Annotated in this window: 3 protein-coding genes (1 of these 3 running past the window's edge); all 3 read left to right on the top strand. The window is 65.2% G+C overall.

Features of this window, described 5'->3' with window-relative positions:
- Tightly spaced (each overlapping or abutting the next), the 3 genes in view from HK439_RS00245 to HK439_RS00235 form a layout consistent with a single transcriptional unit that may run on beyond the window.
- A protein-coding gene (locus tag HK439_RS00245) for an SDR family NAD(P)-dependent oxidoreductase (protein ID WP_190289358.1) crosses the window boundary here: on the top strand, positions 1 to 670 show its end. It extends 20,141 nt beyond the left edge of the window; 670 of the gene's 20,811 nt are visible here — the last part of the coding sequence; its start codon lies beyond the left edge, outside the window; its stop codon occupies positions 668 to 670.
- Positions 667 to 2,001 carry a flavin-containing monooxygenase gene (locus tag HK439_RS00240; RefSeq protein WP_190289357.1) on the top strand — a complete coding sequence of 445 codons (1,335 nt, stop codon included), beginning with the start codon at positions 667 to 669 and terminating at the stop codon, positions 1,999 to 2,001. Before HK439_RS00245 ends, HK439_RS00240 begins: the two co-directional genes overlap by 4 nt.
- On the top strand, positions 1,998 to 22,553 hold the full coding sequence (locus tag HK439_RS00235) for a non-ribosomal peptide synthetase (protein ID WP_190289356.1): 20,556 nt from the start codon (positions 1,998 to 2,000) through the stop codon (positions 22,551 to 22,553). The genes HK439_RS00240 and HK439_RS00235 overlap by 4 nt, the downstream gene beginning before the upstream one ends.

Raw genomic sequence — 22,553 nt, 5'->3', positions numbered from 1 at the left:
TCTTCTCTGGGGCCGGCCGGTACCGGTCAACGGCAAGCCGCGCGACCTCACAGTGATCGGCATGTCCGACAGCGAAGGCCTGCTGTACCAGGTCGAGGCCGACGGCGACGAGGGGCGGCCCTGGCATCTCGGTACGGTCGCGGCAGAGCCCGACGGTCTCCGCGAGCGCAAATCCCTCGATGAGACCGGTTCGCTTCCGGGCGCGGACATCACCCCGGTGTTCCGCGACTTCGCAGAACGCTGTGCGATCTACTCCGGTCCTCCGTCGGCCGAAATGGCGACGGTCAGCGAAGTGCGCCGCGACGGCGATGCCCTGCTGGCGCGGCTGGTTCTGCCGCGCGGATCCGCCGAAGACCGGCAGGGCCTGCTGTTCGACCCGTTCGTGCTGGATGCGGTCTGGCGGCTACTGACCTTCCGCGCCGGCGGCTGGGTCGCGGATGCGGGGGCGGGCAACGCGCTCGCCTTCCCGCTGAGCATGGAGCGAATGACCGGCTTTTCCTCGCTCGAGGATAAGGCGATTGTCAGGATCGACGGCGGGTCTGATTCTGTGGGCCTTACGGTGGAACTTTACGGTGCGGACGGCCGGGAATGTCTGCACCTGGAAGGGGTCAGGTTGACGAGACTGGAGCAAAGCCGGGACATCCGGATCGGGGAGGAGGTGCAGCCATGAGCAGCTTGCCGCAGAAGGTGGCGATTATCGGCGGTGGCCCGACCGGCATTGGCGTGGCGCGCGAGCTGATCGAAGGGGGGATCACGGTCGACCTCTACGAGGCGGAAGCCGATTTCGGCGGCGTCTGGAATGGCGATGCGCCGTGCGGGCGCGCCTATGAGTCCCTCCACCTGATCTCGCCGAAGTTCAACACCCAGGTACCCGACTTCCCGATGCCGGAGGAGTATCCGGCCTATCCGAACCACCGCCAGATGCTGGCCTATATCCGCTCCTACGCGAAGGCCTTCGGCGTCTACGAACGGGCGCATTTCAATGCCGCGGTCAAGACATTGACGCCGGAAGGCGACGGCTGGCGGCTGAAAACCACTGCCGGAGACGACGAGGTCTATCCGCTGGTGATCGTCTGCAACGGCCTGCAGCGGGTGCCGCGCTATCCCGAGCCGCCCTATCCGGGGAAGTTCGACGGCGAGGTCATGCATGTTCGTGACTACAAGTCGGCGGAGCAGCTGAAAGGCAAGCGTGTCCTGGTGGTCGGCGGTGGCAACTCCGGCTGCGACATCGCCGTCGATGCCATCCGCACGGCGGCCTCGGTCCTGCACAGCACCAGGCGCGGCTACTATTACCAGCCGAAATTCATCGATGGAAAGCCGACCCCGCAATGGATGATGGAGCTTGGCAACAAGTTCGCCACCAAGGAGGAGACCCTCGCCTACATCGAGGAGGTGTTCCGTCTCGCCGGCTATGACGGCGCCGATTACGGCCTGCCGCGGCCCGATTATCCGCTCGACGGCGCACACCCGGTGATGAACTCGCTGCTGCTCTATCACATCGGTCACGGCGATATCACGCCGAAGGGCGACATTGCCGGCTTTGAGGGCAAGACCGTGCGGTTCCAGGACGGCAGTGCGGCCGAGGTCGATCTGGTGCTCTATGCGACCGGCTACAGCCGCGACTTTCCCTTCCTCGACAGGACCCTGCTGGAATGGAAGGGCGACATTCCCGATCTATTCCTGCATTCCACGCCGCGCAACCTGGACAACATTCTCTTCATGGGCTTCATCAACGCCGCCGGCGGGCTGGGCGACGGCCTGAAGACCCAGGGCCTGTTCGTCCTGAACTATGCACGGGCGCTCTTCGGCAAGACCCGGGGGCTTCAGCGCTTCCTGGCAGCGAAGAAATCCGATACTCCGGATCTCGGCCAGACCTATTTCATCGACAGCTACCGTCATCAGTGGGAAGCCGACCTCTGGAAGCTGCTGAACCACATGCGCCGCTACCGGGATATGCTCGCCGACACTGCGCCTGCGCAACAGGAGGAGCCGGCCGAATGAGTTCTGGCCCCCGCGACGACCTGCGCGCCCGGATGGCGCAGCTTCTCGACCGGGAACTGGTCGAGCGGGCCCGCGCGCATCTGTCGGCGCAGGCACAGCAGGCGGGGGCACAAGCAACGCCGGATGAGTCGAAATCGGAATTGAGCCCGCAGGATCGTCTGGCGCGCGATGTCTGGCAGATCGCGGCAAAGGCCCTGCGCATGCCGGAGGACCAGCTCGATCCTGAGGAGAACCTCGCAAATCTCGGCATCGATTCCATCGCCATTACCGAGGTGATGGTGCAGATCTCCCGCCACTTCGGCATTTCCGTCGCGCCGACGACCTTCTTCGAGGCAAAGCATCTCGACGATCTGAGCTCGATCCTGTTCGACCGTTATGGCAAGGCCATTGCCGGACACTACGAACGGCTGGCTGCAGAAGAGGCCCCGGAACCAGAGCCGGTTGAAGCCGCAAGCGCTCCGGCTGCAGCCGGGGACGGGCAAGAAAGCTGGACGGTTCGTCATCGCGCCGCTGCCCGTCGGCGCCCGGCAAAGGCCGCATCGGTGGCAAGTGCTGAGCGGAAGTCTTCCGAGAAAGCCGGCGACGCCGTGCCGATCGCCATCCTGTCGATGGAAGGCATGTTCCCGCAAAGCCCGGACCTGGAGGCCTTCGAGGCCCATCTGGCGGCGGGCGACGACTGTATCGAGGAAATCCCGGCGGACCGCTGGGACTGGCGGGCGGTCTACGGCGACCCGAAGAAGGGGGCCTTTACAGATGTGAAATACGGCGGTTTCGTTCCGGATGTCGACCGCTTCGACGCCGCCTTCTTCAACATTTCGCCGCGCGAAGCGGAACTGATGGACCCGCAGCATCGCCTGTTCATGGAATGCGTCTGGAGCCTGATCGAAAAGGGCGGCTACGCCCCCGGATCGCTCGCAGGCAAGAACATCGGCCTGTTCCTCGGCATCAACCTGCTCGACTATACGGACATGGTGAACCGGGCGGGCATCATGGAAGCCCAGCAGCTGACCGGCCTCGGTCATGCCTTCTGCCCGAACCGCCTGTCCTTCCTGCTCGATATTCACGGGCCGAGCGAGGTGGTCGACACCGCCTGTTCCAGTTCGCTGGTGGCAATCCATAGAGCTGTCATGAGCATCCGCCACGAAGGCTGCGAGATGGCCATCGCCGGCGGCTCGAACCTGATGCTGTCTCCGACCCAGCACATCATGTTCTCCAAGGTCGGGATGATCGCCCCGGACGGGCGCTGCAAGACCTTTTCCAAAGACGCCAACGGTTATGCCCGCGCCGATGGGGTCGGAGCAGTGCTGCTCAAGCGGCTCGATCTCGCCGAGCGCGACGGCGATCCCATTCTCGGCGTGATCCGTGGTTCGGTGGAACACCACGGCGGTGGCGCCACCTCGCTGACTGCGCCGAACCCGAAGGCCCAGGCACGCCTGATCGTCGAGGCGCACCGGCAGGCCGGCACCGATCCGCGCAGCATCGGCCTGATCGAATGTCACGGCACGGGCACGCCGCTCGGCGATCCGATCGAGATCGAAGGGCTGAGGTTCGCCTTCGAGGAGCTTTACCGCGACCGCGATCTGGAACCGCCGGCGGAACCCGCAATCGGTCTCGGCTCGGTGAAATCCAACATCGGCCACGCGGAAACGGCGGCGGGTGTCGCCGGCCTGATCAAGGTCCTGCTCGCGATGAAGAGCGGGACCCGCTACCGCACCCTCCATTGCGCCGATCCCAACCCGCTGCTGGACCTTGCCGGGAGCCCGTTCCACCTGCTCCAGCAGGAAACCCCCTGGCAACGGCCGGTGCTCGACGGAACCGAGCAGCCCCGCCGGGCCGGTCTCAGTTCCTTCGGCGCCGGCGGTGCCAATGTGCATCTGGTAATCGAGGAATACCGGCAGGCGCAGAAGAGCACCGCATCCGCTCCGGAACATCCGGTGGTGGTACCGGTGTCGGCGAAGACCGACGGCGCACTCATGGATGCAGTCGCCCGTTTGAGGAAAGCCGTCGCCAAGGCCGATCTCACCGAACTGGCCTATACGCTTCAGATCGGCCGGGATGCCATGCGTTGCCGGGCGGCCTTTGTCGCAACCGACAGGGATGACCTCCTGCGCAAGATGGATGCGTTCCTTGCCGGCGACAGGACCGTCGCCGCTACGGGCGAGATCCCGCCCGGACGCCGGGAGAAGTCGGAAGCGCTCGATCCCGCAGGCAAGGATGCCGCCGCCATTGCCAGCCATTGGGCTGGTGGCGGCGATGTCGACTGGCTCAGGCTTTACGGCGATGACCGCCCGCATCGCATTGCCCTGCCGGGCTACGCGTTCCAGCGCAAACGCTACTGGTTGCCGGAAGAGGCGAAGCCGGCTCAGGCACAGACTGTGGCCTTGGTACCGTCACCGGAGGGTGAAGGCCGGTACGGCCTGAGACTAACCGGGCGGGAGGTCTTCCTTGCCGATCACAGGGTCGGCGGCACGCCGGTCCTGCCGGGCGTTGCCTATCTGGAACTCGCCCGCGCTGCTGCCGAACGGGACGGCATTGCCCACCTCGAACTCCGTCAGGTCGTCTGGATGGCACCGCTCAAGGCGGAGCGGCCCGTTACGGTTGCCTGCGAGATATCCCGCCTGGACGGCGGCGGCGCACGGGTGGAAATCGTCACCCGGACGGACGAGGGCGAGCGGGTTGTTCACGCCCAGATGCGGATCGCAGCGGGCGCGGAAGCGACTAAGCGGACGCTGGACCTTGAAGCGCTCCGGAACGCGCCCGCACGCCATCTGCAAGCGTCCGAAATCTATGCCGCCTTCGACGCGATGGGCCTCGGCTACGGACCGGGCCACCGGGTCATTTCGGATCTCGCGGTCGGCTCAGAGGTCCTTGCCCGGCTCGAGCTGCCGGAAGCCCTTCGGCCTGCGCTTGCCGACTATGGACTTCATCCGAGCCTGATGGATGGCGCCCTGCAATCCGCCATCGGCCTGGCGCTTGACGCGGCGGGCGATGCGCCCAAAACCGCGGCACTGCCGTTCTCCGTCGATGCGGTCGAGATCCTCGGCCCGTGCGAAGCGACCATGTGGGCCCATGTCCGGGGCGGCCCGGCAACCGGGTCCGGCCTGCGCAAGATGGATATTGATCTGCTCGCGGATGACGGCAGTGTGCGCGTCGCCCTGCGCGGCTTCACGACCCGGGTGCTCGAGAAGACCGACGATTCGGACCTGCTCTGCTTTGAACCGGACTGGCGTCCGTTCTCCAGCGCCGTTGAATCGGTAGACGACAGGCGGCGCATTGTTCTCCTTACGGCTGGAACAGGCGACGCCGATGCCTTGGGCGGAAGACTGCCCGGCTGGGACTGCCGGCAACTGGGCGACCGGTCCGGTCTCCTACTGGAACAGCGGTATGTCGGTCTTGCCAATCAACTCCTCAAGATTGCGCAGAAGGAATTGAACAGCGGTCCGGTCTCGCTCCAACTCGTTCTGAGTGAAGGCGAAGGATCGGAAGCCCTCAGTGGCCTCGGCGCCATGCTGCGTAGCCTGCACCGCGAGCATCCGAAGATCGGCAGTCAGGTCCTCACCATCGGCGCAGGAACGGATGCGGACACCCTTGCTCGGCTTCTGCGCGACGCCACAGCGGCCCCGGCCGGCGCACATCTGAAGGCGGATGGCGACAGCCTGTCGATGGAAGTCTGGGACGAGGTCGAGACGGCTCCTGAAACACCTTCAGCTCCCTGGCGTCCGGGCGGTGTCTATCTGATCACCGGCGGCACTGGAAAGCTCGGCCGGCATCTGGCCGGCGACATCCTTGAAAAAGCCCCGGACGCCACCGTCATTCTCGCCGGCCGTAACGATCCAGATTCGGACCTTTCGGCCTGGCTCGAGGCCGAACCGCGCCTGCACCACATGTGCGTCGATCTCACCGACGAAAGCGCCGTCGCGGAGATGGTTGCAGCGATCCGGCGGGACCATGGCAGTCTCGACGGTGTCATTCACGCAGCCGGTGTGGTGCAGGACGACGCTTTTATTCGAAAGACGCCGGAGCAGGTTGCCGCCGTCCTTGCGCCCAAGGTGACGGGCGCGGCGGCGCTGGACAAAGCTATCGGCGATGCGCCGCTCGATTTCCTTGTCTTCTATTCGTCGATCTCCGGCGTCACCGGCAATGCCGGACAGGCGGATTATGCCGCGGCCAATGCCTTCCTGAACGGCTTCGCCGAAGCGCGCGAAGCCCGGCGTAAGAAGGGTCTATGCCACGGCCGCACGCTTTCGATTGCCTGGCCGCTGTGGCTGGACGGGGGCATGGGCCTCGACCCGGCCCGGCAGGATCTCATGCGCCGGACCACCGGGCTGGTGCCGCTGGAAACCGCTACCGGCATCGAAGCGCTTTATGCCGCGTTGGCAGGGGCGTCTTCCCGGCGTCTGGTCACGGTCGGCAACGCCGAACGGATCCGCCGCTTCATCGGCAGCTTGCGGGACCGGGACGTTGTGCCCGATCGGCCCGCCGCCGCTTCGCCGGTCAAGACCGCGCCCGCGCCATCCGCCGATCTGCGCCGTCTCGTTCTGGCAGGCCTGGTCGACGAGGCCAGTACCCAGCTCAAGGTCTCGGCCGACGATCTCGATCCGGATGTGGAACTCACCGAATACGGTTTCGATTCCATCGGCTTCACCCAGTTCGCCAACCGGCTCAACGACCGCTTCGATCTGGATCTGACGCCGACCCTCTTCTTCGAGTATCCGACCCTCGATGGCTTGGCCGGTCATCTGAGCGAGGAAGAAACCGGCGCCATGGCCGCAGCACTTGGCGCTAGCCTGCCGGTTGAACCGGAACAGGAAGAGGCAACCCTATCGCCTGAACCGGTGCCGGAGCCGCCGGCCCGCCGAGCCATTGTCGAACCGAGGGCCGCTGCGCCTGCCGAGAACCAGCCTGAAGTTGGTCTCGTTGCCATCATCGGCATGAGTGGACAGTTCCCGGGCGCGCCGGATGTGGATGCCTTCTGGCAGGTGCTGAAGGAAGGCCGTGACTGTATTTCCGAGGTGCCGCCGGAGCGTTGGGACTGGCGCGCCTATTGGGGCGATCCGCTGTCGGAGCCGGGCAAGGGCAATGCCAAATGGGGCGGCTTCATTGACGGTATCGCCGCCTTCGACGCGCCGTTCTTCGGCATCTCGGCGCCGGAAGCGCGGATGATGGATCCGCAGCAGCGGCTCCTGCTCACCCAGGCCTGGCGGGTGATGGAAGATGCCGGCTACGCGCCCTCGGCCCTTGCCGGTTCCAGGACCGGGGTCTTCATCGGTACGGCGGACACCGGCTACAGCCGGCTGATCGCGCAAGCCGGGGTCGGTATCGAGGGCTATTCCATGACGGCGCTCGCCCCGTCGCTCGGCCCGAACCGCATCAGCTATACTTATGATTTCCACGGCCCCAGCGTTGCCGTCGAGACCGCCTGTTCCAGCGCCCTGATCGCCGTTCACCGGGCGGTCGAGGCAATCCGCTCCGGCCATTGCTCGGCGGCAATTGCCGGCGGCATCAATGCCCTGCTGCTGCCGGAAGCCTTCGTCGGTTTTTCCAAGGCGGGCATGCTGTCGCCGGAAGGCCACTGCAAGCCGTTCTCGGCCAACGCGGACGGCTACACGCGGGGCGAAGGCGTCGGCCTGGTGTTCCTTAAATCCCTTGCCGATGCCGATCGCGACGGCGACCGAATCCTGGCCGTTATCCGCGCCAGCGCGGAAAACCACGGCGGCCATGCGGCGTCCCTGACCGCACCCAATCCGAAGGCCCAGGCGGAGCTGCTGCGCACCGCCTATGCCCGCGCCGGCATCGATCCGCGCACGGTCGGCTATATCGAGGCCCATGGCACGGGCACGCCGCTGGGAGACCCGATCGAGGTCGAGGCCCTGACCAGCGCCTTTGCGGATCTCAGCTCCAATGCGGAAGCGACCTTCGGCCCGGCACCGGCGCAAAGCTGCGCCATAGGTTCTGTGAAATCCAACATCGGCCATCTGGAACTGGCAGCCGGTATCGCCGGGCTGATCAAGGTTCTGCTGCAGATGCGCCATGGCGAAATCGCCAGGACGCTCCATTGCGACGCGCTCAATCCCTATCTGAAGCTCGCGGGCAGCCCGTTCCATGTTGCGCAACACGAAACCGACTGGTCCCACCTGATCGATGCGGACGGCAATATCCTGCCGCGCCGCGCCGGCGTCAGCAGCTTCGGCTTCGGCGGCAGCAATGCCCATGTGGTGCTGGAGGAATATCCGGCTCCGCAAGATCAGGCGCACGCTTCGGAACCGTCAGCCGATCCCGAGCTGATCATTCTGTCCGCCAAGTCGGAAGCGCAGCTCAAGGAAATGGCAGACCGACTCGTGGCGTTCCTGTCCGCGCCCGATCAGGCAGCAAGTCTGTGCGATATCGCCCATACGCTGCAGATTGCGCGTGACCCGATGGAATTCCGCCTGGGCCTTGTCGCGCAAAGCAAGGCGCAGATGCTGGAGCGTCTCAACGCCTGGCTGGCAGGGGAAACGGACACGGGCCTCCAGACCGGCCGGGTGAAGACCAACCGCAAGACCATGTCGGTTCTCGAAAGCGACGGACCGTTGCGCGAAGCTGCAGCCGGACTTGCCGAAAGAGGCCGGGCGGAGGATCTCCTGGCGCTCTGGGTCGGCGGCTTCAATGTCGATTGGCGAACGGTGCGCAAGGAACGTCCGGGGAAGCGGATCTCCTTGCCCGGCTATCCGTTTGCGAAAACGGAATTCTGGGTCGGCAAAGGGCCACAGGCTTCGGCCAGGGAACCGGCAGCTTCAAGCACATCGACGTTTGCCTTCGACGGCTCGGAAAGTTTCCTGCGCGATCATCTGGTCGAGGACGTCAAGGTCCTGCCGGGCGTGATGTCCTTTGAACTTCTGCGCCGGGCCTTCGCCGGTTCCGGTTCGAAAGGTTTCGAACTCATCGGGCACACCTGGACCAGCCCGGTCTCGATAACCGCAGGACCAGAGCGTCTCGAAGTTTCGCTGCAGGAGGAACCTTCGGGGAGTTCCCGGTATTCCATTTTCACGACCGGACCGGCGGGAAAGCGTGCGCATGCGCAGGGTGCTGTCCGTGCACTCGGCGGGGAAACAGCTCCGAAGATCGATCTTGGCGCCGCAAGGGCGGCGGCCACCCGCACGCTCGATGTTGCGGACATCTACCGCCGCTTCGAAGACTTCGGGCTTCGCTACGGTCCAGCACAGCGCGCGATCACCGGCCTGTGGCAGGGGCCGGGTATTGCCGTCACCCGGCTGGAGCTTCCGGCGGAAGCCGACCGTGATCCTGAGCTGAATCCGTCCATTCTCGATGGTGCCCTGCAGGCGCTGATCGGGCTGGAACAGGACGCGGCAAACGGAACTGCTTTGCCTTACGCCGTGCGCCGGGTCGCCGTCTATGGCCGGACCGGCGAACGCATGTGGGCAGTCGTTCGGGCGGGAGACACCGGCGCGTCCATCGATGTCTGCGATGACGACGGCACCGTCGTGATCCGGCTGGAGGGTTTCGCGGTCCGTGCCGTTGAACAATCCGGCAAGACCGTTCCGGCAAGTCCGGCTGTCGAGACCGACGCCGCCGTCATCGGTGAGGAAGCGAGACACGCCGCGACGCTTCGGCTTGTCACCGGTATTGCCGCACGCACCCTGGAAGTCGATCCCTCGGAGCTGGACGTGGAGGCTGAACTCGGCGATTTCGGCTTCGACTCGGTGACGATGACCGCCTTTGCCTCGCGGATCAACGCGGAGCTCGGCCTGTCGCTGACACCCGCCGATTTCTTCGAATACGCGACCCTGGAACGGCTCGCGCGCCACATCGCCGGCGACCTGTCGGAGGAGCAACTGGGAATTGTCGCGGAGGCGGAAAAGGAACCGGTCGCGCCGGTTGCCTCGGCGCAAGCTTCCGAAACAGGCTTCGGCACCGATCGGCGGGCAGCAGCCGATGACGACGATCCCGTCGTCATCGTCGGCCAGAGCTGCTGCTTCCCGATGGCGGAAGACGCCGACGCCTTCTGGTCCAACCTGATTTCCGGACGCGATTGCATCACCCGCATCCCGGCCGATCGCTGGGACTGGAAAGAGATCGACGGCGATCCGCGACAGGACCCGGGCAAGACGAACATCCACTGGGGCGGCTTCATCGACCGGGTGTTCGAATTCGATCCGCTGTTCTTCGCCATTTCGCCGCGCGAAGCGAAACTCATGGACCCGCAGCAGCGCCTGATGCTGATGCATGCCTGGAAGGCGATCGAGGATGCCGGACATTCGCCGAAGAGCCTTGCAGGTCAAAAGGTCGGCGTCTTCGTCGGCACGTCGTCCAGCGGCTATTGCGAGAGGATTGGCGAGGATACCGGCGGCGAGGGCTATGTCGCGACCGGGTCCGTTCCCTCCGTCGGCCCGAACCGGATTAGCTATTTCCTCGATCTGCACGGGCCCAGCGAACCGGTCGAGACGGCCTGCTCCAGTTCGCTGGTGGCCCTGCACCGGGCGGTGCAGGCCATCCGGGCCGGCGACTGCGACATGGCGCTGGTCGGCGGCGTCAACACGATCATCACGCCGGACGCCCATATCAACTTCGCCCGCGCCGGCATGCTGTCGCCGGACGGGCGCTGCAAGACGTTTTCCGCTTCAGCAAACGGCTACGTGCGCGGCGAAGGCGTCGGCATGCTGTTCCTCCGCCGCCTGTCGGATGCCGAGCGCGATGGCGACCCGGTTCTTGCCGTCGTGCGCGCAACGGCGATCAACCACGGCGGTCACGCCAATTCCTTGACCGCGCCGAACACGGAAGCCCAGGCGGACCTCCTGCGCACCGCCTATTTACGGGCCGGGATCGATCCGCGTTCGGTCGGCTATATCGAGGCCCATGGCACCGGGACAGCCCTCGGCGATCCGGTCGAGGTCAATGCCCTGAAATCGGCCTTCCGCTCCCTGCCGGAAACAAACGACCGTCTCGACAGCGACGGCTGCCGGCTTGGCTCGGTGAAGACCAACATCGGCCACCTGGAACTGGCCGCCGGTGTCGCCGGGGTGATCAAGGTCCTGCAGCAGTTCGGGCACCGGCAACTGGCGCCGAGCCTCCACTGCGAGGACATCAACCCGTATATCGACCTGAGCGACAGCCCGTTCGAGATTGTTCGCAGCGCATGTGAGTGGACCCCGGTCCGGGACGAAAACGGCAACCCGCTGCCGCTGCGTGCCGGTATCAGCAGTTTCGGTTTCGGCGGTGTCAACGCGCATGTGGTGCTTGAGGAATATCGTCCGGCGAAAACGCTTTTGCGGGCGGAGCCGGATGGTCCCGTCGTTGTCGTTCTTTCCGCACGTGATCCGGAGAGTCTGAAGGAAAGCGCCCGCAATCTGCTTTGCATGCTCGAAAGCGGCCGGATCGAAAACAGGGACCTGGGCGATCTTTCCTTCACGTTGCAGGTCGGCCGGGCCGAACTGGCAGACCGGCTGGCAATCGTCGCCGGAACCGTGGACGACCTTGTCGAGCGCCTGAAGACATTTCTGGAAGATCGCGCCGCACCGGGCATCTGCCGCGGCCGTGCCAAACCGAGCAGTGAAGGGGCAAACACGCCTGTCGGCGAGGCAGGGCCACATGGCATCGCGGAACAATGGGTTAGCGGTGGCAAGGTGGATTGGAACGCGCTCAATACCGGATCGCACCGGCGCCTGAGGCTGCCGACTTATCCGTTCGCGCGCGATATCTATTGCATCGATAATGCCGGTCGGCCGAAAACGGTGGCGCATCAGACGCCGACGCCACAATCCCTGATCGCTTCGGCACCCGGCGATGACGAAGGCGGGGATTTCAAGGTTCACCTGAACGCAGACGCCTTTTACCTGCGGGATCATCGGATCCGCGGCAGCCGCATCCTGCCCGGGGCCATGAGCCTGGAACTCGTCCGTGAGGCGGCCTCGAAGAAAGTTCACGCCGATGGCCTGCCGCTGGTCCTCGCGAATGTGACCTGGCGCAGACCGGTGGAACTGGACAGCGGCGAGATGGATCTCCGCGTCCGGATGAGCGAAACCGGCGAACAGGCCTGGTCGTTCCGGCTGACGGCCGATGACGGTTCACAGTCCGATTACATGCGTGGAAATACCGGTATCTCCGACACGACCGGTCCGATGCCGCACATGGATCTGGAGGCCCTGAAGCGTTCCTGCCGGACGGAACACGACCCCGACTGGCTCTATGCCTCCTATGCCGCTCTCGGCATCGACTACGGACCGGCCTTTCGCGCGGTGACCGAACTGAAATCCGGAGCTGACGGTGTCTTGGCGCGGCTGCAACTGCCCCGGGCCGCAGAAGCGGAAGGTGGCGGCTTTGTCCTGCATCCAAGCCTGATCGATGCGGCCTTCCATGCCGCTCTCGTTTCCTTCTCCGATGACGGCGGAACCGGCCCGGCGCTACCCTTCGGTATCGACCGGATGGAGATCCTCGGGCCGACAGAAAAAACCATGTGGGCGCATCTGCGAACCGTCTCGTCAGCCAACAGCATCCACAAACTGGATATCGATCTTGCCGATGACAGCGGCCGGACCTGTGTCCGGATCGCGGGCTTTTCGCTGCGTCTGCTGCCGCAGGTGTCCGGGGATCGGCCGCTGCTCACGGAAAAGGCATCGGACACCGTTCCCCTCCGGAGCGCTGCCGAACGGTATTTCATCGATCTGGTTGCGCGCGAAACCGAGATCGACGCCTCCGCCATATCCTTGTCGGCTCCGCTCGAGGACTACGGCATCGACTCCGTCCTGATCATACAGCTGACCGATGTGCTGGAGCGCGATTTCGGGCCGCTGTCCAAGACCCTGTTCTTCGAGCACCAGACGCTTGACGCGCTCCTCGATCATTTCTTGGATGAGCATTCGGAGAGACTGAGTGCCATTGTCGGCTCGGCGGAAGAGACCCCTGCAAAGTCGGTCCCGGCAGAGGCGCGCGAAGAAAAAAGGCGCGGACCACTGGCAGCGGATGAGCCGATTGCGATCATCGGCGTTGCCGGCCGCTATCCCGGCGCGCGGACCCTTTCCGAATTCTGGCGGAACTTGGCGGCCGGTCGCGACAGCGTCACCGAGGTGCCGGCCGGCAGGTGGGACCACAGCCGCTTCTTCGACCCTGTCCGGCAGCCGGGCAAGACCACCTGCAAATGGGGCGGCTTCATCGACGGTCATGACCGGTTCGACCCGATGTTCTTCAACATCGCCCCCCGGGAAGCACAGTTGATGGACCCGCAGGAGCGCCTGTTCCTGCAATGCGCCTGGGAAACCCTGGAGGACGCCGGCTATACGCGGGCAACCGTGGCGCCGGACCGGGAAAGCCTGCGCGGCGGCGATGTCGGTGTCTTTGTCGGTGTCATGTGGGAAGAGTACCAGCTCAACGGTCCGGAACGCCAGGCGCAGGGCCAGCCGCTTGCGATCGGCACCAGCCCGGCCGGTGTTGCCAACCGGGTCTCCTATTTCTGCAATTTCCACGGGCCGAGCATGACGGTCGACAGCATGTGCTCGTCGTCCCTGACGGCGATCCATCTTGCCTGTGACAGCCTGCGCTCGGGCAGTTGTTCCGTGGCTCTGGCCGGCGGGGTCAACCTGACGCCGCATCCGAACAAGTACCTGACGCTGGCGCAGGGCCGGTTCCTGTCCACCACGGGGCGTTGCGGCAGTTTCGGCGAAGGCGGCGACGGCTATGTGCCTGCGGAAGGTGTCGGCGCGGTCCTGCTCAAGCCCCTGAGTCGGGCGGAGGCCGATGGCGACCGGATCCACGGTGTGATCCTGGGCTCGGCGCTTAATCACGGCGGCAAGACCAACGGCTATACGGTTCCCAATCCGGCTGCCCAGACGGCGGTCATCGAAAAGGCCATGGAACGCGCCGGAATTGCGCCGGAAGAGGTAAGCTACGTTGAGGCCCACGGCACCGGAACGACCCTGGGCGACCCGATCGAGATCGCAGCCCTTACCAAGGCCTGGCGCGGGCAGGGGAGCGGGAACCACATCTGCGCCATCGGCTCGGTGAAATCCAATATCGGTCACGGCGAAAGTGCTGCGGGAATTGCCGGTCTGACGAAAATCCTGCTGCAACTGAAGCACGGTCAGCTCGCTCCGTCGCTCCATGCGGAGACCCTCAATCCGAATATTCCGTTCGAAACTTCGCCCTTCCGTGTCCAGCGTCGGCTGGAAGGCTGGCCGCAGCCTGTGGCAGCTGACAGGTCTCTGCCGAGGGTCGCAGGCCTGTCGTCCTTCGGCGCCGGCGGCTCGAACGCGCATATTGTGATTGCCGAACATCTCGGACAGGCGCGGCCGGCCGTTTCAGCAGGTCCCGCGATCTATCCGTTCTCGGCACGCGACCCGGAACGGCTGCGGGTTCTGCTCAATAATTTCCGTTCGACCCTCCAGGACCTGGGCGAGAAGGACTTGCCGTCTGTCGCCTTCACGCTGCAGGAGGGCCGGGAGGCGTTCGAGGAACGCCTTGCAATCGTTGCAAGGGACAAGGCGGACCTGGCGGCGAAGCTGGAACGGGCTCTTGCCGGTCAGGCCGATGGTGACGGCATCTTTCGGTCACGCGCCGCAGTCGGCCAACCGGCCGCAGACCTCTCGCTCTCGCTGGCGGTGATCGCGGAAAAATGGGTGCAAGGCGCGCTGGTCGACTGGGCGGCGTTGCGGCCGGGTCCGAAACCGGTGCCGATCAGCCTTCCCACCTATCCCTTTGCCGAGGACCTTTGCTGGCTTCCGGATATCGAGGGAACGGCAAATCCCCCGAAACCGGAGATGAATCCGGAACCGGCGCCATTGCCGCTTCTGTTCGCGCCTGTCTGGCGGGACCAGGTCCCTGCTATCGGGACAGATTTGCCGGCTAAAGACAGAATTATCGTGCTTTGCGGTTCTCTGGCTTCGGATCCCGGCGTCGCCGGTCGTCTGAAAGGGCCTGATACCAAGGTTGTTGCGCTGGAGGCACCGGATGGCCCAGTCGATAACCGGTATGAATTCCATGCCGTGCGGCTGATGAAACTGCTGCAGGACCTGGCCCGGAGACGGCCGCAACAGGCCGTCGTGCAGGTTGTCGTTCCCGCAGATGGCGAGGACAGCCTCCTGGAAGGTCTCGACGGTCTGTTGCGCTGTGCCGCCCTGGAACACCGGAGCCTGTCCTGCCAGCTTGTTGCGGTGGACAGCGGTGACGATGTCGTAGCTCGGCTGACTACGGACGCCGCCTGTGCCTCCGAGCGGACTTATATCCGCTACCGGAAAGGCCGCCGACTGGTCCGGTCCTGGGGCGAGGTGGCGCCAAAGGCAGGGCCGGAGCGGTCGCCCTGGAAGCAGGATGGCGTCTATCTCCTGACCGGCGGGGCCGGCGGTATCGGCCTCCATGTCGCCGAAGCGATTGCCGGAAGCGGCGTGCGGCCTTCGCTGTGGCTGACCGGGCGGTCGCATCTGAAGCCGGAGGTCGAACAGCGCCTGAAAGACCTGGAGGAAATGGGCGCGACCGTTCACTACCGCCGCATCGACGTGACGAGCCGGGATGCGGTGTCGGATCTGCTGGCCGAGATCGATGTCATTGACGGGCACCTGGACGGGGTCTTCCACGGCGCCGGACTGACCCGCGACGGCCTGCTGGCGACCAAGGACGAGGCGACGCTGCGCGAGGTCCTGGCGCCCAAGGTGACCGGCACGCGGATTCTGGACGAAGCGCTCGGCAACCGGCCGCTCGATTTCCTGGTGCTGTTCGCCTCTGCCGCCGGCGCGCTCGGCAATCCGGGCCAGTCCGACTATGCGGCGGCCAATGCCTTCCTCGACCGTTTCGCGGCCTTGCGCAACGCACGCATGGCCGGAGGCGCCTGCCATGGCCGGACGATTGCCATCGACTGGCCCTACTGGCGCGACGGCGGCATGCACATGGATGCCCGCACCATCGAGACCATGGAACGCGAAGCCGGCGTCCGTCCGCTGGAAACCGCTCCGGCCATCGCCGCCCTGAGCGCGATCCTGTCTGCATCGGACGAGGATCAGGTTCTGGTCCTGGAAGGCGACCATGATCGGCTTCGCCGCCTGATGGGGCCTGCGGAGCCGGAAGCCATAAAAACGCAACCGGCATTGGTCGAGGCAGCGGTGGAGGACGTCCGGCGGTCCGAGCCGGTCGAGGCCTCCGGTGCACGCGAAGAGGTCGTCGCTCAGATCAAGGCCTGCTTTTCGACCTGTCTCGGAATTCCGGCAGATAAGCTTGCATCGGAAGACACCATCGACCGGTTCGGGGTGGATTCCGTTTCCTCGCTGGAGATCGTCGAGGCCCTCGAAGCGGCCTTCGGTCCGCTGCCGCAAACGATCCTGTTCGAGTTCCAGACCATCAATCGTCTTGCCGATGAACTGATGACCCGGCAGGAGCCGGTCGCGAAGGTAGACCCGGTCGCATCGGCACCGCAGCCACCCGTTGTTGCATCTGAAAAGGCCGAAGAACCGGAACCCGAGCCGGACAGGAACACCGGCGATATCGCGATCATCGCCGTCGCCGGCCGCTATCCGGGTGCGGACACGATAGAAGCTTTTGGCGAGCTGCTCCGGAAGGGCCGCGACTGCGTCACTGAAATTCCGCCGGAGCGGCTGGACCTGCTGCCGCGCTATTCGCCGCGCAAGGGCGAACCCGGTGCCAGCTACTGCAAGTGGGGCGGGTTCCTTTCCGACGTCGATTGCTTCGACGCGGAGTTTTTTGGGTATTCATCCCGCGCGGCCGATCTGGCCGACCCCCAGGAACGGCTGTTCCTTGAAACCGCCTGGCACCTGTTCGAGCGGGGAGGACACACGCGCCCCTATCTGGCCGAACACTACGACAAGCGCGTCGGCGTCTTCGTCGGTTCCATGTACCAGCAATATCCCGGTCTGGCCGCAGATCCCGAAACCCGGGCAATGCTGGCCCTGTCGTCCTATTCCGGCATCGCCAACCGCACGTCGTTCTTCTTTGACCTGCAGGGACCGAGCGTTGCCGTCGACAGCATGTGTTCCTCCGGCCTGCAGGCGGTGCACCAGGCCTGCCAGAGCCTGCGTGCCGGCGAATGCCGGTTGGCAGTCGCCGGTGGCGTAAATCTCTCGATCCACCCGGCCAAATACGAGGCGCTGAGTCGCGGTGGTCTCGCCGGCAGCAGCGCCGACAGCCGTGCCCTGTCCGGCGGCGATGGCTATCTTCCGGCCGAAGGCGTCGGTGCGGTCCTTCTGAAGCCGCTTGGCGATGCCCTGCGGGACGGGGATCGCGTGCTCGCGGTGATCAAGGGCAGCCTTGCCAATCACGCGGGCCATTCCGCCGGCTATGCCGTCCCCAATGCGGATGCGCAGGTGCGTTTGCTCGAGGATGCCTTTGACACTGCCGGTATCGATCCGGCGACCGTTAGCTATGCCGAGGTGGCGGCCAACGGCACGCAGGTCGGCGATGCCATCGAGCTGCGGGCGCTCGGCCGGGTCTATGCGGACCGGCCGGGCGAGGTTCCGCTCGCCGTCGGCTCGGTCAAGACGAACATGGGCCATGCGGAAGGCGCTTCCGGTCTGGCGCAGCTGACCAAGGTGCTGTTGCAGTTCGAACGAAGGGAGCTGTTCCCGTCCTTTGGAACTTCCGCATCCGAAACTGCCGAATTGCTTCAGGGCACGCCGTTCCGGCCGCAGACGGAGTTGGCGCCCTGGTCCGCGCCCGTCGTCGACGGCACGGTGCAGCCTCGGCGCGCGACGGTCAGTTCCTTCGGCGCGGGCGGATCGAACGTGTTTCTCATTCTGGAGGAAGCCCCGCCGGTTCCGGTGCAGCAATCATTGTCGGCGGAACGGCAGCCTCGCCTGTTCCCGGTTTCTGCCAGAACGGAAGACCGGCTTGCCGAGCTGCGGAAGTCCCTGGCCGCCTATGTACGCGAGACCAAAGACCTCGATATGGCGGCCCTGTCGCGCACGCTGCGATATGGCCGCGAGGCGTTTGCCTCTAGCGTCGAGATCGTCGCCACGGATGGGGACGAACTGGCGGCCAAGCTGGAAGACTTTGAATATCGGGCTGATATAGAACCTACGCTGGCCGCCGCCGAAGAGGATGAAACCCACATTGGCCCGATGCTGGTCCTGCCGGGCTATCCGTTCGTCCGGGAGAGACACTGGCTGCCGCAAGCGGTCGCTCCGGACAGTGTGCCGCAAACAACGCAGGCCGAGACAGCGCCGACCCCCGAAACGGTCCAGCAAACCGAACACGCCGAAACCGCGCTTCAGCTTATCTGCCGAACCCTTGCCGCGGAACTGGGCTGCTCCGCAGATGACCTCGATCCGCAGAGGACCTTCGAGGATCTCGGCGCCGATTCCATGGTCCGCATGCGGCTGATTTATGCGGTCGAGGAAGCATTCGGCCGGGTGCTGTCGCAAAAGGCGCTGGAAACACATGCGACGCCGCAGGCGCTGGCCCGTTTTCTGGATTCCGAAGCAAGTGATGCTGCACCGGTTGCCGGGCCAGCAGAGCAGAAACCGTCAACCACCGGCCCGTATCGCTGCCCCCTCGGCGAGGCGCAGAAGGGCCTGTGGGTGCTGCAGTCCCTTTACCCCGAAAGCGGCGAATATAATGTCCCGTTGGCCTTCCGGGTGAAGTCTGCCGACGGCGCGGCCCTTGCAAAGGCGCTCGACTGGCTGGTGGCCGAATATCCGGTCCTCGGTACCCGGATTGTCGAGGAGGACGGCGACCCGGTGCTGAAGGCAAGGCCGGAAGGCGTGGAGCTTCACTCCCTCGTCATGCCCAAGGAGGTCGAGACCGCCGGCTTCCTGCGCCAGCGCGTCCTGCTGCCGTTCGATTTGGGCGAAGCCGTCTTCCGGGTCGAGCACCTTTCCGGCGGCAAGCTGGGGCCGGACGAAAGCATCGTCCTCATCGTCGCCCACCATATCGTCACCGACGGCATTACCTCCGCCGTGATCACGCGCCGGTTCTGGACGGCATACGCGTGCTTCTGCCGGTCGGAGCCGGTTCCGGAGAAGGGCGACAGCGCGGATTATTCCGAATTTGCTGCGTGGGAGGGAGAGTTTGCAGCCTCGGAAGAAGGACAGGCCCAGAAGCATTACTGGCTGGAGAAACTCGCCGATCCCGCGCCGGTCCTGAAGCTGCCGGCAAGGCCGGGCTCCGGGCGGGCTGCCGCAACGAACGGGCAGGACCTGGAGGTCCGGCTGCCCGAGGATCTCAGTGCAAGGCTTCGCGACCTGGCAAGACACTTGGGCGTCAGTCCGGCCTCGATCTATCTCACCGCCTTCTCGGCACTCCTTTACCGCTATACAGGCGAAGAGGATCTCGTGATCGGTGTGCCGACGCTGCGGCGTCCCTCGCGCCGGTTTGAGGAAACCGTCGGCTATTGCGCCAACATGATCGCGTTGCGTCTTGCCGCCGATCCGGATCTGTCCTTCGGTCAGTTGTCTAAGCATGTTCATGCCGCCCTTGGCGAAGGGCTTGGCAACAGCGACATTCCCTTTGCGGCCATCGCCCGCGAACACGGCGGCACGGCGACCGGCGAACCGCCCTACCAGGTGAGTTTCGCCTATCAGAACTTCATCCTCGATGCGGCGGAGCTGGATCTGTTCGCGCGCGGTGACGTGACCCTTCTTCCGGAAATCCGGCAGGCCGGCGGCGCGCAGTTCGCCATGGAGGTCCAGGACGACCCGAAAGGGGCGTCGATCATTGCCGGTTATGACGGCGACCGCTTTGCCCGCGGCACCATCGAACGCATGCTTGCCCATTTCCGCCGGCTTCTGGAGGCGGCGGTAACCGGTGACGAAACACCCGTTTCCGCGCTGCCCATGCTGACCCGGCCGGAAACCGACCGGGCCCTGCATCACTGGGCGAGGGGCGAACGCCTTCACGCGTCCGGGGAGCTTGCCCATGATCTGGTCTTTGCCGCAGCACAGGAGCACCCGTCGGCAACGGCGATTGTCAGTGGCGCGAAACGCCTCAGCTACCGGGACCTTGCCCTCCGCTCGAAGCAGATTGCCCTTGCGCTGACAGAGCATGGGGTCGGCACCGGTGATCGGGTCGCCGTTCTTCTGGAGCGTGAGCCGGACGGCATTGCCGCTTTGCTGGCGGTGATCGCCATCGGCGCCGTCTGGGTCCCGCTCGATCCGGAACATCCGGACGAGCGCCTCGCCTATATTCTGCGCGATGCGGAAGTTGCGCTGGTCCTGAGCCGCGGCGTCCTGGCAAGCCGCCTGCAGGACTTCAAGGACCGGCCGGCGGATGTCATCGACCTGGACAAGACGCGTTACCTGCTGCGCAGCCGGTTCTCCCGCTTCCCGGAAGCAGAAATCGCCCCCGACGATCCCGCCTATATCATCTACACCTCAGGCTCCACGGGCGTTCCCAAAGGCGTCGTCGTTTCCCACGGGGCGCTGTCCGGTCATTGCCAGGTAATCATCGGCGAGTACGGCCTTTCGGCGAGCGATGCGGTGCTGCAGTTCGCGCCGACCGCGGTCGATACTGCGATCGAACAGATCCTGCCGCCGCTGGCCGCCGGTGCCCGGTTGGTGCTGCGCTCTCCCGATCTGCAGACGGCAGACGAATTCCGCCGTTTCTTGAGCGACATGAGGCTCACCGTCGCCGACCTGCCGCCGGTCTACCTGCATGAACTGCTGCGGTCCTGGGAGCGCAGCGGCGCCGATCTTTCCGGCCTGGATCTGCGGCTCATGATCGTCGGCGGAGAGGCGCTGACCCCGGAAGTGGCCGCCGCATGGCAACGCAGCCGGCTTTCCGGGTGTCGACTGGTCAACGCCTACGGGCCGACGGAGGCGACGGTCACCGCCCTCGTTCACACCGTGAAGCCCTCCGACGGCGGCGATACCATTCCCATAGGTCGGCCGCTGGCCGGAACGGAGATCTATATTCTCGATCCAAGCGGCAACCCGGTACCGGACGGTGTCATCGGCGAACTGCACATCGGCGGCGGGCGTCTTGCGCTTGGCTATCACAGGCGGGCAGATCTCACCGAAGACAGGTTCCGCAGTCACCGTCTGGGACAGAAGGATATCCGCCTCTACGCAACCGGCGATCTTGCCTGCTTCCGCCCCAACAGCGGCGGAGTGGTCGAGTTCCACGGTCGGGTCGACGATCAGGTGAAAATCCGCGGCCACCGCATCGAACTGGGCGAGGTGGAAGCCGCAATTGCCGCATGCGGGGTGGCGGAGGCCGCCGTTCTGGTCGAGCGCAACAAGGCGGGCGACCCGGTGTTGACCGCCTATCTGGGTGGCACGGCGGAACCCTTCGACGATGCGCTTCTGCGCAAGCAGCTTTCCGGCCGGTTGCCGCCGCATATGGTGCCCTCGGTCTGGATCCATTCCGGAAGTCTGCCGAAGACCACCAGCGGCAAGATCGACCGGCAGGCGTTGCAACGGGCGGAGAGGCGGCATGAAGGCGAAAGCCGGTCCGGAAGATCGCCGCGCGACCGGGTCGAGGACCGTCTTCTGGATGTCTGGATGGAGGTCCTGGGCCGGGATCCCAACAATGCCACGGTCGGCATCGAAGAGGAGTTTGCAGATGCCGGCGGTCACAGCCTGCTTGCGATTCGCCTCCTGAACCGGATCGAACAGACATTCGGCTGCAAGCTGTCGGTGACGGATCTGGCACAGGCCGGAACGATCGCAATGCAGGCGCGTCTTCTGCGCCAGCGCGGAATTTCCGGGGCTGTCTCCGAACCCCGGGCGACAGGGGAGGCGGCTGACGGGACAGAGGCCTCGCTGCTGGTCTCCCTGAAACTGCCCGAGCCGGGCGGCAAGGGCGAGAACCGTCCGCCGGTGTTCCTGATCCATCCGATCGGAGGCACGCTCGCCTGCTATCAGGCCCTGGTCGGCGAACTGAACCTCGACCGCCCCGTTTATGGCATCCGGGCGGAAGGGTTGGAGGCGGGGGAAACCTGCCGCACTCGTACGGTCGGAGAACTGGCCGCCCGCTATTGCGATGTCATCCGGAGTGTTCAGCCGCACGGTCCCTATACGCTTTGCGGCTGGTCCTTCGGCGGGATCGTCGCCTGCGGGATGGCGCGGCACCTGACCCGGCAGGGGGAAGAGGTCGCCTTTGTCGGACTGATCGACAGCTACCTGCCGGGAGAGGTCGCACGCCTGGAGGATGCGTCCGGTCCTGCCGATGCCGATTTCGACACCCGGAGCGGGCAGGCGTTCCTTCGCGATCTGTTCGGGGCCGACGTCCAGGTGGAGAAAGGCGAGGATATCGTCGAACGGGTGATGACCCTGCCGCAACTGCCCGTGGTCCTGCCCGGAGCGGATCGCGATCAGCTTCAGCGGCTCCATGATGTGTTCACAGCCAATTATGCAGCTTTTGCCGGCCATGTTCCGCAAAAGAGCGAGGCGCCGATCACGCTGGTATGTGCCGCGGGACGGGACCCCGGCGATATCGAAGACGCCTGGAAGGAGGTTGCCGGCGGTTCGCTCGCTATTCGGCAGGTCGAGGCCGACCACTACACCATTCTCCGGTCCCCTCATCTCGGCGATTGGGTCCCGGACTTCCGCGACGCGCTCGAGAGGACTGAAGGGCTGGAAAAACAGGGGAAAGGGCCCTCGTCGAGCGCCGGTGAGACGGCATGA

The sequence above is a fragment of the Roseibium aggregatum genome (genome assembly GCF_014692675.1).
In the GTDB taxonomy this organism is placed as follows: Bacteria; Pseudomonadota; Alphaproteobacteria; order Rhizobiales; family Stappiaceae; genus Roseibium; species Roseibium aggregatum_C.
This window is presented reverse-complemented; position numbering and strand designations above follow the sequence as displayed.